The organism is Phenylobacterium sp. (genome assembly GCF_030697925.1).
Lineage (GTDB): Bacteria > Pseudomonadota > Alphaproteobacteria > Caulobacterales > Caulobacteraceae > Phenylobacterium.
Window position 1 is genome coordinate 1 of record NZ_JAUYOJ010000032.1, and the last position, 14,545, is coordinate 14,545.

Annotated in this window: 15 protein-coding genes; 11 read left to right on the top strand and 4 right to left on the bottom strand. The window is 69.0% G+C overall.

The annotated features are described in order from the left end of the window. Positions 1 to 58 precede the first annotated feature (58 nt). Both Q8Q88_RS03615 and Q8Q88_RS03620 read left to right on the top strand, forming a co-directional pair. On the top strand, positions 59 to 556 hold the full coding sequence (locus Q8Q88_RS03615) for a 6,7-dimethyl-8-ribityllumazine synthase (RefSeq protein ID WP_305673834.1): 498 nt from the start codon (positions 59 to 61) through the stop codon (positions 554 to 556). 11 nt (positions 557 to 567) lie between these two features. Beyond that, positions 568 to 990, top strand: a complete 423-nt coding sequence (locus Q8Q88_RS03620) for a PaaI family thioesterase (RefSeq protein WP_305673835.1) — start codon at positions 568 to 570, stop codon at positions 988 to 990. Here Q8Q88_RS03620 and Q8Q88_RS03625 read toward each other — a convergent pair. After that, complete coding sequence (locus Q8Q88_RS03625; protein ID WP_305673836.1) at positions 987 to 2,570, bottom strand: ABC-F family ATP-binding cassette domain-containing protein; 1,584 nt, start codon at positions 2,568 to 2,570, stop codon at positions 987 to 989. The two genes, Q8Q88_RS03620 and Q8Q88_RS03625, sit on opposite strands and share 4 nt — an antisense overlap. Before the next feature lie 252 nt (positions 2,571 to 2,822). On the opposite strand from Q8Q88_RS03625, the gene ada reads away from it, so the two are divergent. The 4 genes from ada (at position 2,823) to Q8Q88_RS03645 (ending at position 6,436) form a co-directional block, all read left to right on the top strand. Continuing rightward, positions 2,823 to 3,872 carry a bifunctional DNA-binding transcriptional regulator/O6-methylguanine-DNA methyltransferase Ada gene (gene ada / locus Q8Q88_RS03630; protein ID WP_305673837.1) on the top strand — a complete coding sequence of 350 codons (1,050 nt, stop codon included), beginning with the start codon at positions 2,823 to 2,825 and terminating at the stop codon, positions 3,870 to 3,872. Further along, positions 3,869 to 4,600: a 2OG-Fe(II) oxygenase gene (locus Q8Q88_RS03635; protein WP_305673838.1), complete on the top strand. Its 732-nt coding sequence runs from the start codon at positions 3,869 to 3,871 to the stop codon at positions 4,598 to 4,600. The genes ada and Q8Q88_RS03635 overlap by 4 nt, the downstream gene beginning before the upstream one ends. A 92-nt stretch (positions 4,601 to 4,692) precedes the next feature. Next, positions 4,693 to 5,160 carry a DUF1203 domain-containing protein gene (locus tag Q8Q88_RS03640; RefSeq protein ID WP_305673839.1) on the top strand — a complete coding sequence of 156 codons (468 nt, stop codon included), beginning with the start codon at positions 4,693 to 4,695 and terminating at the stop codon, positions 5,158 to 5,160. 61 nt (positions 5,161 to 5,221) lie between these two features. Next, complete coding sequence (locus tag Q8Q88_RS03645; RefSeq protein ID WP_305673840.1) at positions 5,222 to 6,436, top strand: dipeptidase; 1,215 nt, start codon at positions 5,222 to 5,224, stop codon at positions 6,434 to 6,436. A 98-nt stretch (positions 6,437 to 6,534) separates the two neighbouring features. On the opposite strand, the gene Q8Q88_RS03650 is transcribed toward Q8Q88_RS03645, so the two are convergent. The 3 genes from Q8Q88_RS03650 to Q8Q88_RS03660 all read right to left on the bottom strand — a co-directional run bounded on the left by Q8Q88_RS03650 (position 6,535) and on the right by Q8Q88_RS03660 (position 8,776). Next, entirely contained in the window at positions 6,535 to 7,350 is an 816-nt protein-coding gene (locus Q8Q88_RS03650; RefSeq protein WP_305673841.1) for a hypothetical protein, read from the bottom strand. A 126-nt stretch (positions 7,351 to 7,476) separates the two neighbouring features. Further along, positions 7,477 to 8,046, bottom strand: coding sequence for an OmpA family protein (locus tag Q8Q88_RS03655; RefSeq protein ID WP_305673842.1), 570 nt, complete (start codon positions 8,044 to 8,046; stop codon positions 7,477 to 7,479). A gap of 157 nt (positions 8,047 to 8,203) precedes the next feature. After that, on the bottom strand, positions 8,204 to 8,776 hold the full coding sequence (locus Q8Q88_RS03660) for an OmpA family protein (RefSeq protein WP_305673843.1): 573 nt from the start codon (positions 8,774 to 8,776) through the stop codon (positions 8,204 to 8,206). Positions 8,777 to 8,995: 219 nt separating this feature from the next. Here Q8Q88_RS03660 and Q8Q88_RS03665 point away from each other — a divergent pair, with 219 nt between their 5' ends. The 5 genes from Q8Q88_RS03665 to uvrA form a co-directional block, all read left to right on the top strand. Then, positions 8,996 to 9,379: a GntR family transcriptional regulator gene (locus tag Q8Q88_RS03665; protein ID WP_305673844.1), complete on the top strand. Its 384-nt coding sequence runs from the start codon at positions 8,996 to 8,998 to the stop codon at positions 9,377 to 9,379. Between the two features lie 4 nt (positions 9,380 to 9,383). After that, positions 9,384 to 10,262 (top strand): ABC transporter ATP-binding protein, encoded by an 879-nt coding sequence (locus tag Q8Q88_RS03670; RefSeq protein ID WP_305673845.1) that lies wholly within the window; start codon positions 9,384 to 9,386, stop codon positions 10,260 to 10,262. After that, the gene (locus Q8Q88_RS03675; protein ID WP_305673846.1) at positions 10,259 to 11,152 is read left to right on the top strand and encodes a hypothetical protein; all 894 of its coding nucleotides are present in this window, start codon (positions 10,259 to 10,261) and stop codon (positions 11,150 to 11,152) included. The genes Q8Q88_RS03670 and Q8Q88_RS03675 overlap by 4 nt, the downstream gene beginning before the upstream one ends. A gap of 28 nt (positions 11,153 to 11,180) precedes the next feature. After that, the gene (locus tag Q8Q88_RS03680) at positions 11,181 to 12,014 is read left to right on the top strand and encodes a DUF2306 domain-containing protein (protein WP_305673847.1); all 834 of its coding nucleotides are present in this window, start codon (positions 11,181 to 11,183) and stop codon (positions 12,012 to 12,014) included. A gap of 216 nt (positions 12,015 to 12,230) precedes the next feature. Beyond that, on the top strand, positions 12,231 to 14,545 hold a 2,315-nt coding region (uvrA, locus tag Q8Q88_RS03685), incomplete at its 3' end, for an excinuclease ABC subunit UvrA (RefSeq protein WP_305673848.1).

A 14,545-nucleotide genomic window follows, 5' to 3' on the forward strand; every position in this document is an offset into this window, starting at 1 on the left:
GAGTCGGTCGACGGCGTCTCCCTGAGTCGTGGTTCCAACCCCGATCAGGGAACTGACCATGACCCAAGTCACCTACGAACTCCCCACCGCCAACGGCGCCTTCCGCCAGGCCCGCATCGCCTTCATCCAGGCGGGCTGGCACGCCGAGATCGTCGACAACGCCTATCAGGGCTTCATCGCCGAGATCGGCCAGCTCGGCTTCACAGAACAGTCCATCGACCGCTTCGAGACCCCCGGCGTCTTCGAGATCCCACTGCACGCCCAGACCTTGGCCAAGACCGGCCGCTACGCCGCCATCGTGGCCGCCGGCTTCGTGGTCAATGGCGGCATCTATCGCCACGACTTCGTCTCCCAGACGGTGATCTCGGGCCTGATGCAGGTGCAGCTCGCCACCGAGGTGCCGGTGTTCTCCGTGGTGCTGACTCCGCACCATTTCCATGAGCACGAGGAGCATCGCGCCTTCTTCCACGACCACTTCCTGGTCAAGGGGGCGGAGGCGGCCCAGGCCTGCGCCAAGACCCTGCACAGCCTCGCCCGGCTGGCGGCGGCGGCGTGAGGCGGGGGATGATGCACGAGACCCTCGCCGTCCCGCCCGGCTTTGCGCGGCACTTCCGCCAGAGCCCGCTCACCGATCCCTGGGAGCCGCTCTACAGCCGCAAGACGGAGGACGCGGTGATCCTGGGCCTCGTGGCCGAGGCGGCCCACACCAACAGCCGCGGCTTCGTCCACGGCGGGCTGATCAGCGCCTTGGCCGACAACGCCATGGGCCTGTCCTGCGCGCGGCGCCTTGGCGACAGCGCCAGCCTGGTGACCGTGAACCTGACCCTGGACTTCCTGGGGACGGCGCGGATCGGCCAGTGGCTGGAGTTCTCCACGGTGTTCGTCAGGCCCGGGGGGACCCTGTCCTTCACCCAGGCCTTCGTCATCGCCGACGGCGAGCCCTGCGCCCGGGCCAACGCCGTGTTCCGAGTGATCAAGAAAGCCGCCTAGCCTAGCTGGAGCTCTTCCTCGACGCCGACGGCGTCGAGGAAGTCGCGGTCGTGGCTGACCAGCAGCAGGGCCCCGTCATAACCCCGCAGCGCGGCCTCCATGGCGGCGACGGAGTCCAGGTCCAGATGGTTGGTCGGCTCGTCCAGGATCAGCAGCTGCGGCGGATGTTCCGACATCAGCACGCAGGCCAGGGCCGCGCGCAGGCGCTCGCCGCCGCTCAGCGAGGCGACGGTCTTGGCCGCCGCTACGTTACGGAACAGGAACCGGGCCAGGGCCGCCCGGGCCGCATTGTCGCTGGCCTCCGGGTTCAGACGCAGGAAGGCGTCCACCAAGGTTTCGTCGTCGGCCAGCAGCTCGGTACGTTGGTCCAGCAGGGCCGCACGGACCCCGGCCGTGACCTTGCCTCGCGTGGGGGCGAGGTCGCCGACCGCCAGCCTGATCAGGGTGCTCTTGCCCGAACCGTTCGGGCCGGTGATCGCCAGCCGCCGCGGGCCGGTCATCCGGAACGAGACGCCGGACAGCAGCGGCGGCGCGCCGGGCCAGGCGAGACCGACATCCTCGAAGGCGAGCACGGCCTTGCCGGCGGCCAGCCCCGAGGGCGGCAGATCGAAGGCCAGCCGGCGCACGCGCTCCACGCGGCCCTGGGCCTCGACGAGGTCGGCCCCGGCCTCGGCGGCCTGGCGCTGGGCCAGCAGGTTGGCGCGCCCGCCGGAGTTCTCCGCGCGTTCCTTCCTGGCGCCGAGCAGGACCTTCGGGGCGTCGCCCTTGGCCGCATCGCGGCGGCCGGCGGCGTCGCGGCGGGCCTTCTTCTCGCGGGCCTCCCGGGCGTCGCGCCCGACCCGCGCCAAGGTCTGCTCGGCCTCGGCCAGCTCGCGGGCGGCGGCGGCCTCCTCCTCGGCCTTGCGCAGGGCGTAGACGTCGTAGTTCCCGCCATGGACCTTGGCCCCCAGGCTGGTCAGCTCGACGATCCGATCCATCTGGCGCAGCAGGCCGCGGTCGTGGCTGACCACGACGGCCCCGCCCTTCCATCCGGCCAGGACCTGGGCGACCAGCGCGCGCGCCTCGGCGTCCAGATTGTTGGTGGGTTCGTCCAGCAGCAGCAGGTCAGGCTCCGACGCCAGCAGGCCCGCCAGGGCGGCGCGGGTCGCCTGGCCGCCGCTCAGGGTGGCCGTCGGCCGTCGCGGATCGAGCCCCGCCAGGCCCACCTGGGCGAAGGCGGCGTCCAGCCGCGCCTCCAGGGTCCAGTCGGCCTCGGCGAAGTCGCCTTCGGTCCCGGCCCCCGACTCGATGCGGGCCAGTCGCGCCAGGGGCTCGGCCAGCTCCAGAACGTCGGCGACGCTGGCGCCTAGCGGCGGCGCCACGGCCTGGCGCAGGACGCCGATCCGGCCTCGCACGCCCACCGATCCCGAGGCCGGAACGAGTTCGCCCAGCATCAGGCCGACCAGGCTGGTCTTGCCGACTCCGTTGCGTCCCACGAGGCCGGTGCGTTCGGCCCCGAAGGCGAGGGTCAGGTTGTCGAAGAGGGTGCGGCCGTCAGGTGTCTTGTAGGAGAGGCCGTCGAACGTGACGAAGCTGGGCATGGTCGACCTTGGATAGGAGAGCGTTCGGGACGAAGCGGGTGTCTCGTGCGCGTTCCATGGTCGGGGCCTCCTTCAGCGGTCGGGCGGATATAGGCCGTCGGTCGGGCCTTCGCAATTCGCGGTTTTCGGACATGACTTCGCGTCGAGCCTTGCGGCGATCCGCGCCGAGACCGATTTGAAAGCAAGAGGCGGAGTTCGCCGCCGCTCCACGGGGCCTATCCCATCGAAGACACGATCGATGGAGCAACCAAGATGCAGATCGCAACCGACGAAGGCCGCTGGGCCGCCGTGCTCGCCAAGGACCACGCCGCAGACGACCTGTTCTTCTATTCCGTGCGCACGACCGGGGTCTATTGCAGGCCCTCCTGCGCGGCCCGTCCGGCCCGGCGCGAGAACGTGGCCTTCCACCTGAGCACCGCCGAGGCCAAGGCCGCGGGTTTTCGCCCCTGCAAGCGCTGCCGCCCCAACGAGCCGCCGATGGCCGAGCGCCACGCGGCCATGGTCGGCGAAGCCTGCCGCGCCATCGAGGCCGCCGAGGAGGTTCCCAGCCTGGCGACCCTGTCGGGCCTGGCCGGTATGAGCCCCTACCACTTCCACCGGGTGTTCAAGTCGATCACCGGGGTCACCCCAAAGGCCTATGCCGAAAGCCACCGCACCCGGAAGGTGCGCGAGGCGCTCACCTCCGGCGGCACGGTGACCGAGGCCATCTACGACGCCGGGTTCAACTCAGGCGGCCGATTCTACGCCAAGTCGGCCCAGGTGCTGGGCATGACCCCCACGCGCTTCCGTGCAGGGGGCGAGACGGCGACGATCAGGTTCGCGATCGGCGAGTGCTCGCTGGGCGCTATCCTGGTGGCGGCGACAGAGGTGGGGATCTGCTCGATCCTGCTGGGCGACGATCCCGAAGCCCTGGTCCGGGACCTGCAGGACCGCTTCGATCGGGCGACCCTGGTCGGGGCCGATCCCGAATTCGAGGCCCTGGTGGCCAAGGTGGTGGGCTTCGTGGAACAGCCGGGCCTGGGTCTCGACCTGCCGCTGGACGTGCGCGGCACCGCCTTCCAGCAGCGCGTTTGGCAGGCCCTGCGCGACATCCCGGCTGGCGAGACCGCGGGCTATCTGGATATCGCCACCAAGATCGGGGCGCCCAAGGCGGTCCGCGCCGTGGCCCAGGCGTGCGCCGCCAACCATATCGCCGTGGCCATTCCCTGCCACCGGGTGGTGCGCACCGATGGGGCGCTCTCCGGCTATCGCTGGGGCGTGGAGCGCAAGCGGGCCCTGCTGGACCGCGAGGCCGCGGCATGAGCGCCCTGGCCATCGCCCCACGCTCGGTGGAGGCCCGCGTCGACGCCCTCGACTGGCCGGCCGCCTTCGCCAGCCTGGACGCCCAGGGCAGCGCCGTCTTGCCGGGCCTGCTGAGCCCCGAGGAATGCCGCGCCGCGGCCGCCCTCTACGGGAATGAAGCCGGGTTCCGCAGCCGGGTGGTCATGGGCCGCCACGGGTTCGGACGAGGCGAGTACCGCTACTTCGCCTATCCCCTGCCCGACCTGGTGGCCGACCTGCGCGCGGCGCTCTACCCGCAACTCGTGGACATCGCCAATCGCTGGAACGCCCAGATGGGGATCGCCGTCCGCTATCCCGACGACCATGCCGCGTTCCTGGAACGCTGCCACGCCGCGGGCCAGACGCGGCCCACGCCCCTACTGCTGCAGTACCAGGCCGGCGACTACAACTGCCTGCACCAGGACCTATACGGGGAACACGTCTTCCCGCTGCAGGTCGCGGTCCTGCTGTCGGAGCCCGGCGTCGACTTCACCGGCGGCGAGTTCGTCCTCACCGAGCAGCGGCCGCGCATGCAGTCGCGCGTCGAGGTCGCGCCCCTGCGCCAGGGCGACGCCCTGGTCTTCGCCGTCCACCACCGGCCGGTCCAGGGGACCCGCGGCAGCTATCGGGTCAATCTGCGCCACGGGGTCAGCCAGGTGCGCAGCGGCCATCGTCACACCCTGGGCGTGATTTTCCACGACGCGATCTGACGCCAGCCTTTCGAATGCGGCCGCAACGAACGGAGCGCCAGGCGTCCACGGCGCGGCTACCCATGACTTCGCAATCTCTGATGGAGACGAAAATGTCCTATGTCGTCAGCGGCCTGCCGCTCGAAACCTTCCGGCCGCTGTTTGGGCTGACCGACGCCGAACTTGCCGAGCGCGGCGTAGTCCGCCGCATCGCCGACGCCAAGCCCGGCTATCCCTGCCGGATCACCCTGGCCGACGCCGAGCCCGGCGACAGCCTGCTGCTGATGAACTTCGAGAGCCACAGCGTCGAAACCCCGTATCGAAGCGCCTATGCGATTTTCGTCAACGAAACCGCGCGGGCGACCTCGCGGCTGGTGGACGAGCTGCCGCCGGTGTTCAACGGCCGGCCTATCGCGCTGCGGATTTTCGACGCCGACGGCATGTTGATCGGCGCGGACCTGGCGCGCGACGAGGCGCTCGACCCGGCCATCCGGCGGGCGTTCGACAATCCTGCGGCGGCGTATCTGCACGCCCACAACGCCGCGCACGGCTGTTTCGCCGCCCGCATCGATCGGAGCTGAACCTTGCGCCGGCCTGGCGGAACCCTGCACTGTGGCGCCTTCAATCCATGGAGGTGGTGACTTGCGCAAGTTCGGTGTTCCCCTGGCCCTGGCAGCCGCGCTCGCCGCGGCGCCCGCGTTCGCCGCCCCCGTCAGCGCCGCCACCAAGGTCCTGCATGAGAACCTCATCGTGCTGGACACCCATTTCGACACGCCGGCCAACGCCGCGGTTCCGGGCTTCGACATCCGCGCCCGGCACACGACCGCCGACGGCAGCCAGGTGGACTATCCGCGCATGGTCGAGGGCGGGGTCGACGGCGGCTTCTTCGTGATCTTCACGCCCCAGGGCGCGCGGGGCGTGGCCGGAAACGCCGCGGCCCGCGACCACGGCCTGCTGCGCGCGGCGGTGATCCGCGAGATGGTGGCCAAGAACGGCGACCTCTTCACCCTGGCCACCAAGGCCGAAGAGGCCCAGGCCATCTCCAAGGCGGGCAAGCGCTTCGTCTATATGAGCATCGAGAACTCCTCGCCGGTGGCCGGCGACCTCTCGCTGATGAAGACCTTCTACGCCCTGGGCGTGCGGATGATGGGCCCGATCCACGTGCTCAACAACGACCTGGGCGACAGCGCGACCGATCCCAAGGGCCCCGAGTTCAACGGCCTCTCGCCCCTGGGCAAGCAGTTCGTGGCCGAGGCCAACCGCCTGGGCGTGCTGATTGACGCCAGCCATGCCTCCGACCTGGCCCTTGACCAGATCCTCGAGCTCTCGAAGGCCCCGATCATCCTCAGCCACACCGGCGCCAAGGCGGTCTACAACCATCCGCGCAATATCGACGACGATCGGCTCCGCGCCTTGGCCGCCAAGGGCGGGGTGATCCAGATCAACGCCTTCAGCGGCTACATGATCGACGTTCCGAAGAACCCCGAGCGCGACGCCGCCCTGGCCGAGCTGACCAAGACCTTTGGGTTCCCGCGCGACGTGCCCGCCGACAAGCGCGAGGCCTATAGGGCCGCCCGCGCCGCCATCGACGCCAAATATCCCCTGCCGCGCGCCAGCATCGACCATCTGGTGGCGCACATCCAGCACGCCGCGAAGGTGGCCGGTAAGGACCATATCGGCCTCTCCGGGGACTTCGACGGCGGCGGCGGCGTCGAGGGCTTCAACGACGTGACCGACTTCCCGGCCCTGACTGAACGCCTGGTCAAGGCCGGCTTCAGCAAGGACGACCTGGCCAAGTTCTGGGGCGGCAATGCGCTGCGCGTGCTCAATGAGGCCGACCGCCTGAAGGGCCAGTAGCCGCGCAGCCCCTCTTCCCGGTTTCGTGAGAGGCACGCGGCACGGCTTTGTCGGGTGTCGGATGACCCAAGCCGACCGCGCGCGCCCACTGGCGAGACCTAGTCGCCGCCCCGCGCGCCCGCGCGCGCGAACAACAGGTCCGACCAGCGCCAACTGTCCGATCCGACCACCAGGCGCGCGGAGCCAGGCTCGTCGCGCAGGGTGATCAGCACCAGGCCCCGCACCCGTTCGGACCGGCAGGCCGGCGGCGCGAATCCGACCTCCCACATGATCACCTCCCGGACGGCGGCGAGCCCGCCCCCCTCCTGGCTGGGATGCCGCACCCAGTCGCCGTTCCAAACCATGATCGGCCGGCCGCCATGGGCCTTGGCGACGGCGGCCTGGACCATGGCGTCCTTGCGCAGGGCGGCCTGCAGTCGCCGCAGCATGTTGCAGTCACCGCCCCCGGACGGGGCGCCCGAGCCCGCGGTCGCCGCCCCGGCCAGCTGCGCGTCGCTCACCTCGAACCCCTTGTCCACGCTCGGGGCGTTTGCCGCCGGCAGGGGCGCGATCGTGCGGGGCGCGGGGGTTTGCCGGAATGCGGTGCGCTTGGGCGGGGATTTGGCCGGGGCCGGCGGCTCGGGCGTTGGGGCCGGCGCCGGGGGCGTCACGTCCTCCTTCGGAAGGGGAAGCTCGACCTTGGGCGGCGGCGGGGGCGTGAAAAGTTCCACGGTGATAGGTTCGGGATCAGGCGCCGTGGGCGCCGGCGGCTCGGGCGAGAACACCGTCAGCACGATCGCGAGGTGTAGCGCGATGCTGAACGCCACCACGATCGCATGACGTCGCTTCCTAAAGCGCTGGCGCGTTCGCGTCTCCAGGTCCCACAGGCCCTGGCGCATCGAATCCGCGGCCGGTTCCTGGCCGGGGTCGCTCATGCGGCTGCTCCGGCGCCGTCACTCCAGGCGGGGTGCGCGCCTATCCGGGTTCGCCTGATCATGCGGGCTCCAAATGTCGTCGCCGCCCCTAGATCACGCCCAGGCGCCCGGATCGTGGCGGGGCGCCTAGGCCAGGACGATCAGCACCACCCGGCGATTGGCCTGCCGGCCGGCCCGGTCGGTATTGGGCGCCACCGGCGCGTCGGCGCCGTAGGAGATGGTCCCGATCCGGTTGAGCGCGACGCCCTGCTGGTTCAGATAGCGGCGCACCGACTCGGCCCGCTGCTCGCCCAGGCGATAGTTGCCTTCGGGCGAACCGGTGGAGTCCGTGTGACCCTGCACCTCGATATAGACGTTGCGGTTTTCGCCCTTCAGCTTGGCGACGAAGGCATCGAGCCGCGCCATGGCCTCGGGCGAGAGCGTCGCCTTGGACACCTCGAACTTCATGCTGTCGTCGGACAGCACTTCGGAATAGACGAACTTGCCCTCCGCCAGCTTGCCCGCCGCGGTGGCGCGCTCCAGCGCCTCGCGGCTGGTCCGGTCCAGGCCGACCAGTCGCGCCTCGTGACCCGCGACCTTGCCGTCGATGAGGCCGACCTGCGTATTGACGTACTCCTTGGTGGAGCAGCCGCCCAGGCTCACAACGCCCAACAACGCCGCCGCCGCGACCGCCAACTTCGACGTATGCCAGTTCATGAAAGTCCCTCCGCCTCGGTTCGTCCGAACCGCCGTCAACCTTTTCAATGGCCGAGTCCATCGGGTTCGAAAAGGACGGATTGCAGGCGCGGCCTGACCGTGACGCAGGGCCGAGCCGCCCGCTGACGCGGGGGCTCAACCTCAACGCGCACAAGGCCTAGGACAGGACGATCAGCACCACCCGGCGGTTGGCCTGACGGCCGGCCCGGTCGGTGTTCGGAGCCACCGGCGCCTCGGCGCCGTAGGAGATGGTCCCGATGCGGTTCAAGGCGACGCCCTTCTGGCTGAGATAGCGGCGCACCGCTTCGGCGCGCTGCTCGCCCAGCCGATAGGCGGCGGTGCTCTTGGCCTCCGAGGCGTCGGTGTGGCCCTGGATCTCCACATAGACGTTGCGGTTTTCGCTGATCAGCTTGCCGGCCAGGGCGTCGAGCCGTGCTTGGGCCTCGGGCGTCAGGGTCGCCTTGGCCGCCGGGAACTTCAGGCTGTCGTCGGACAACACCTGCGAATAGGCGAACTTGCCTTCCGCCAGCTTGCCGGCGGCGTCCGCCCGCTGCAGGGCCTCACGCGCCGTGGCGTCCACGCCCGAAATCCTCGCGTCGTGCGCGACGACCTTGGCGTCGACGGCGCCGACCTGCGTATTGACGTACTCCTTGGTGGCGCAGCCGCTCAGGCTCACCGCCCCGAACATCATCGCTCCCGCGATCACCATCTTCGACGCATGCTGGATCATTGTCGGTCTCTCCGAGGCGGTCCGTGTGACCGCGGTGAGGCTTAAACGCAGATCATCGCATCTGGTTCGAAGCTGCGACGCGCCGCCGCAGTCAAGCTGTTCGACAAGGAGGGCTTGCCTGCCCTAGGTGTTATAGTTAGATATAACACCAGTTCAGTGTTTGGCTGAGGCCGGGGGGCCCCATGCGCCAGTCTCGGACGAGGCCCTTCGGAACAGACGATGGATCCAGAGTGGAACGACAGTCAGCCGATCTACCGCCAGATTCGCGACCGGGTCGTCGCCATGATCCTCGACAGCCTGCTCAAGGAGGGCGACCCCCTGCCGTCTGTCCGCAATGTCGCGACCGACTCGCGGGTCAATCCGCTGACCGTGCTGAAGGCCTATCAGCAGCTGGTCGACGAGGAGCTGGTCGAGAAGCGGCGCGGCCTGGGCATGTTCGTCAGGCCTGGCGCGAGGGACCTGCTGCTGCAGGCCGAGCGCCGCAAGTTCCTGGCCGATCAGTGGCCCGAGATCCACGCGACCATTCAGCGACTGGGGCTCGCCGAGGATCTGCTGGGCGGACCCAAGGCTCGCCGCCCCTCCACCCCGCGCGGAAAGGGCTGACCCCATGGCCTGCATAGAGGCCCGCGGCCTGCGCAAGGCCTATGGCAAGACCATCGCCCTTGACGGCGTCGACCTGCGCGTCGAGGCCGGGCGCATTCTCGGCCTCATCGGTCCCAACGGCGCCGGCAAGAGCACCGCGCTCCAGGCGATCCTGGGCCTGACGGCCTATCAGGGCGACCTCAGGGTGCTTGGTCGCGACCCCTGGAACGAGCGCGGCCAGCTCATGGCCGACATCTGCTTCATCGCCGACGTCGCCGTCCTGCCTCGCTGGCTGCGCGTCTCCCAGGCCCTGGACTACATGGCCGGCGTCCATCCGCGCTTCGACCGCGCCAAGGCCGAGGGTTTCCTGGCGAGGACGACGATCAAGTCCGCCAGCAAGGTGCGGGAGCTCTCCAAGGGCATGGTCGCCCAGCTGCATCTGGCGCTGGTGATGGCGGTCGACGCCAAGCTGCTGGTGCTGGACGAACCGACGCTCGGCCTGGACCTACTCTATCGCAAGTCGTTCTACGACTCGCTGCTGAACGATTATTTCGACCACAAACGCACCATCGTGGTCTCCACCCACCAGGTGGAGGAGATTCAGCACATCCTCACCGACGTCGTGTTCCTGGATCGGGGCCGCGTGGCGCTGGACTGCAGCATGGAAGATTTCGAGGCCCGTTATCGCGAGGTTCTGGCGGGTCCCGAACAACTCGCCGCGGCGCGGGCGCTGGGACCGATCCACGAACGCCAGCTGTTCGGCCGCGGCATCCTGATCTTCGACGGGGTCGCGCACGACCGGCTCGCGCCGCTCGGCGAAGTGCGCACCCCCAGCCTCGCCGACCTGTTCGTCGCGGTGATGGAGCCCAGGATCGCCGCCGGGTCGCAGGAGCGCGCGGCATGAGCGCCGAACCCGCCGAGAGCCCGGTCGCGCCGCGGAAGGTCCGCCCCTTCTACTGGTCGGTGCGGCGCGAGCTCTGGGAGAACCGCTCGATCTACCTGGCGCCCGCCGCCATCGCCGCCGTGGTGCTGTTCGGCTTCCTGGTCAGCACGTTCCGCCTGGCGCGCAGTCTGCGCGCCGCCATGGCGGGCGTCGAGCGCGACGGCCTGATGATGCCCTACGCCGCCACCGCCTTCGTGGTCCTGGCGACCTCGATGATCGTGGCGGTGTTCTACAGCTTGGGCGCGCTACAGGGCGAACGCCGCGACCGCAGCATCCTGTTCTGGAAGTCGCTACCGGTCTCCGACGCCGTCACCGTGCTCTCGAAGGCCAGCATCCCCCTCCTCGTCCTGCCCGTCATCGCCTTCGCCGTGATCGTCGGCGCGAACCTGATCATGCTGATCTGGAGCACCATCGTCGCGCTCCTGAACGGCTTCGATCCGCGCGAACTCTGGGGTCGGCTGCCGCTGGCCTTCATGTGGCTGGTGCTGGGAATCAGCCTGCCGTTCCTGGCCCTGTGGTTCGCGCCGGTCTTCGCCTGGCTCATCCTGGTCTCGGCCTGGGCGCGGCGGATGACCATCCTGTGGGCCCTCGGCCCGCCGGTGGCCGTCGCCATCGTCGAGCGGATGGCGTTCGGAACCTCCTACGTCTCCAAGCTGCTCGAGCGGCGCCTGTCCGGCGGCTTCACCGAGGCCTTCAGCGCCAAGGGCCAGGCCAAGGCCCCGGTCGACAGCATCGAGGCCTTCGACCCCACGCGGCTCGTCTTCATCGCCGACCTCTGGGTCGGGCTGGCCCTGGCCGCCCTCTTCCTCTTCGCGGCGATCCGCCTGCGCCGCTCCCGCGACCCCATCTGACCCAGCCGCCACGACCGGAGGACCATCCATGACGGCAACCGTATTGACTCCGGCGTCCAGGACCACGCCAGCCGCGGCCGCCGCCCTGGAGGCGGCCGCCAAGCTCTGGTTCGCCGCGGCCGTGATCGGCCAGGGGTTGTTCGTATTCTACATTCTGGCGGCCTATGGACCCACGACGCTTTCAGGCGATTTCGCGGCCTGGAACGAGAACAAGCAGCTCCTCAAGGGCTATGTGCCCGGCGACACGGCCGGGAACCTTGCGTTCGCGGCGCATGTGCTGATGGCGGCGGTGGTCACCTTCGGCGGCACTCTGCAGCTTGTGCCCCAGATTCGCGCCCGGGCGCCTGCGGTCCACCGCTGGATAGGCCGCGCCTTCCTGACCACCGCGATCCTGGCCAGCGTCGTCGGCCTCTATATGACCTGGGGCCGGCCGACGGGCGACAGCCTGCCCAACGCCATCGCGATCTCGCTGGACGCCGTGTTGATCCTCACCTTCGCGGGCCTGGCCTGGCGCACGGCCATGGCGCGCGATTTCGTCCATCATCGGCGCTGGGCGATGCGCACCTTCGTGGTCGCCAACGGGGTCTGGTTCCTGCGGCTGGGGATCGTCGCCTACGGCATCCTCAGAAAACCGTTCGGCGACGCCGCCCCCAGCATGGGGACCTTCTTCGACATCTGGAATTTCGGCTGCTACCTCGTCCCCCTGGCCATCCTGGAGCTCTACTTCCTCGCCAAGGCCGGCGGCGGGCCTCGCGGACGGTTGGCGATGGCCGGCGGCCTCGTCGTCGCCACCGGGTTGATGAGCCTCGGCATCGCCGGCTCGTGGTTCGGTATGTTCGCCCCCGTCCTCGCCAAGCTCTAAGGCCCGGGGCGAGCGGTGATCCGAGAATCCGCCCCCTGCTGACAACACTGCTGACAGGTTTTGACACTCGGCCGGACTAGGACTCCCCGCGAGGCTCTTCGATAAGCTCACATGCGACGTTTGTTCGCATAATGTTCCTGTGTTATCGCTGAGTCTCGGAACTACATTAGGCGGGGCCCGCTGAGCGCAGGGGGCGGATATCGTTTCCGGAAAAACATGGCCGAACAGCTTAACTTCATCCGCGTGCGCGGGGCGCGTGAGCACAATCTGAAGAACGTCAGTGTGGACATCCCGCGCGGCGAACTGGTGGTGCTGACCGGACTTTCGGGCTCGGGCAAGAGTTCGCTGGCCTTCGACACCATCTATGCCGAGGGGCAGCGCAGGTACGTCGAGTCCCTGTCGGCCTACGCGCGCCAGTTCCTGGAGCTGATGAGCAAGCCCGACGTGGACCTCATCGAGGGCCTGTCGCCGGCCATCTCCATCGAGCAGAAAACCACCAGCCGCAATCCGCGCTCCACGGTCGGCACGGTCACCGAGATCCACGACTATATGCGCCTGCTGTGGGCCCGGGTCGGCGTGCCCTATTCGCCGGCCACCGGCCTGCCCATCGAAAGCCAGACCGTCTCTATGATGGTCGACAAACTGACGGCCTTGCCCGAGGGCGAGCGGCTCTACCTGCTGGCTCCCGTGGTGCGCGGCCGCAAGGGCGAGTACCGCAAGGAGATCGCCGAGTGGCAGAAGTCGGGCTTCCAGCGGCTGAAGATCGACGGGGAGTTCTATCCCATCGAGGACGCCCCGGTGCTGGACAAGAAGTTCAAGCACGACATCGACATCGTCGTGGACCGGCTGGTGACCAAGCCAGGCCTCGAGACCCGTTACGCCGATAGCATCGAGACGGCGCTGAAGCTGGCCGACGGCATCGCTGTGGCGGAGTGGGCCGACAAGGCGGAGGGCGAGGATGAGCCGCGTCGCCTGCTGTTCTCCGAGAAGTTCGCCTGCCCGGTCTCCGGCTTCACGATCAGCGAGATCGAGCCGCGGCTGTTCTCCTTCAACAATCCCTACGGCGCCTGCCCTGTCTGCGACGGCCTGGGGGCCAAGCTCGCCTTCGACCCCGACATGGTGGTCCCGGACAAGGACAAGACCCTGCACAAGGGCGCCATCGGCCCGTGGTCCAAGGGGCCCTCCCCACTCTACACCCAGACCCTGCAGGCCCTGGCGCGCCACTACGGCTTCTCGATGGACGAGCCCTGGTGGAAGCTCTCGGAAGCCGCCCGGACCGTGGTGCTCTACGGATCGGGAACCGAGAAGATCAAGTTCGTCTATGACGACAACGCCCGGAAGTATGAGGTCAACAAGACCTTCGAGGGCGTGTTGCCGAACCTGGAGCGCCGCTGGCGCGAGACGGACTCCTCGTGGGTGCGCGAGGAGCTGGGCCGCTACCAGTCCGAGACCCCCTGCGAGGCCTGCGACGGTTATCGCCTGAAGCCTGAGTCCCTGGCCGTGAAGATCGACGGCAAGCATGTGGGCGAGGTGAGCCGCCTCTCCATCCGCCATGCCGGCGAGTGGTTCACGGCGCTCAACAATACGCTCAGCGACAAGCAGATGGAGATCGCCCGCCGGATCCTGAAGGAGATCAATGATCGCCTGCGGTTCCTGGTCAATGTCGGCCTGGACTATCTGAACCTCAGCCGCGCCTCGGGCACCCTGTCGGGCGGCGAGAGCCAACGCATCCGCCTGGCCAGCCAGATCGGCTCAGGCCTGACCGGCGTGCTCTATGTGCTGGACGAGCCGTCCATTGGCCTGCACCAGCGCGACAACTCCCGCCTGCTGGAAAGCCTCAAGGGCCTGCGCGACCTCGGCAATTCGGTGCTGGTGGTCGAGCATGACGAGGAGGCGATCCTGACCGCCGACTATGTCATCGACATGGGCCCGGCCGCCGGCGTCCATGGCGGCGAGATCGTCGCCGAGGGCACGCCGCAGGACGTGATGGACAATCCCGCCAGCCTGACCGGCCAGTACCTGTCGGGCGCCCGTGAGATCGAGCTGCCGGAGGACCGCCGGCCGATCTCCAAGAAGAAGATGCTGCGGGTCATCGGCGCCACCGGCAACAACCTGAAGAACGTTACCGCCGAGATTCCGGCCGGGACCTTCACCTGCATCACCGGGGTGTCGGGCGGCGGCAAGTCGACCTTCACGATCGAGACCCTCTACAAGGCCGCCGCGCGGCGGCTGCACAACGCCTCGGACGCGCCGGCCCCCCACGTCAAGATCGAGGGGCTGGAGATGTTCGACAAGGTGATCGACATCGACCTGTCGCCCATCGGGCGCACCCCACGCTCGAACCCGGCCACCTATACCGGCGCCTTCCAGCCGATCCGTGACTGGTTCGCGGGCCTGCCGGAATCCAAGGCCCGCGGCTACGGGCCCGGCCGGTTCAGCTTCAACGTCAAGGGCGGCCGCTGCGAGGCCTGCCAGGGCGACGGGTTGATCAAGATCGAGATGCACTTCCTGCCCGACGTCTACGTCACCTG

Excerpts from the sequence above, each read along its gene's own strand:
- Q8Q88_RS03660 (WP_305673843.1), bottom strand. The coding sequence starts at position 8,776 with ATGATCCAGCATGCGTCGAAGATGGTGATCGCGGGAGCGATGATGTTC.
- Q8Q88_RS03615 (WP_305673834.1), top strand. The coding sequence starts at position 59 with ATGACCCAAGTCACCTACGAACTCCCCACCGCCAACGGCGCCTTCCGC.
- Q8Q88_RS03640 (WP_305673839.1), top strand. The coding sequence starts at position 4,693 with ATGTCCTATGTCGTCAGCGGCCTGCCGCTCGAAACCTTCCGGCCGCTG.
- Q8Q88_RS03680 (WP_305673847.1), top strand. The coding sequence starts at position 11,181 with ATGACGGCAACCGTATTGACTCCGGCGTCCAGGACCACGCCAGCCGCG.
- Q8Q88_RS03635 (WP_305673838.1), top strand. The coding sequence starts at position 3,869 with ATGAGCGCCCTGGCCATCGCCCCACGCTCGGTGGAGGCCCGCGTCGAC.
- Q8Q88_RS03665 (WP_305673844.1), top strand. The coding sequence starts at position 8,996 with ATGGATCCAGAGTGGAACGACAGTCAGCCGATCTACCGCCAGATTCGC.
- ada (WP_305673837.1), top strand. The coding sequence starts at position 2,823 with ATGCAGATCGCAACCGACGAAGGCCGCTGGGCCGCCGTGCTCGCCAAG.
- Q8Q88_RS03655 (WP_305673842.1), bottom strand. The coding sequence starts at position 8,046 with ATGAACTGGCATACGTCGAAGTTGGCGGTCGCGGCGGCGGCGTTGTTG.
- Q8Q88_RS03670 (WP_305673845.1), top strand. The coding sequence starts at position 9,384 with ATGGCCTGCATAGAGGCCCGCGGCCTGCGCAAGGCCTATGGCAAGACC.
- Q8Q88_RS03620 (WP_305673835.1), top strand. The coding sequence starts at position 568 with ATGCACGAGACCCTCGCCGTCCCGCCCGGCTTTGCGCGGCACTTCCGC.
- Q8Q88_RS03650 (WP_305673841.1), bottom strand. The coding sequence starts at position 7,350 with ATGAGCGACCCCGGCCAGGAACCGGCCGCGGATTCGATGCGCCAGGGC.
- Q8Q88_RS03675 (WP_305673846.1), top strand. The coding sequence starts at position 10,259 with ATGAGCGCCGAACCCGCCGAGAGCCCGGTCGCGCCGCGGAAGGTCCGC.
- Q8Q88_RS03625 (WP_305673836.1), bottom strand. The coding sequence starts at position 2,570 with ATGCCCAGCTTCGTCACGTTCGACGGCCTCTCCTACAAGACACCTGAC.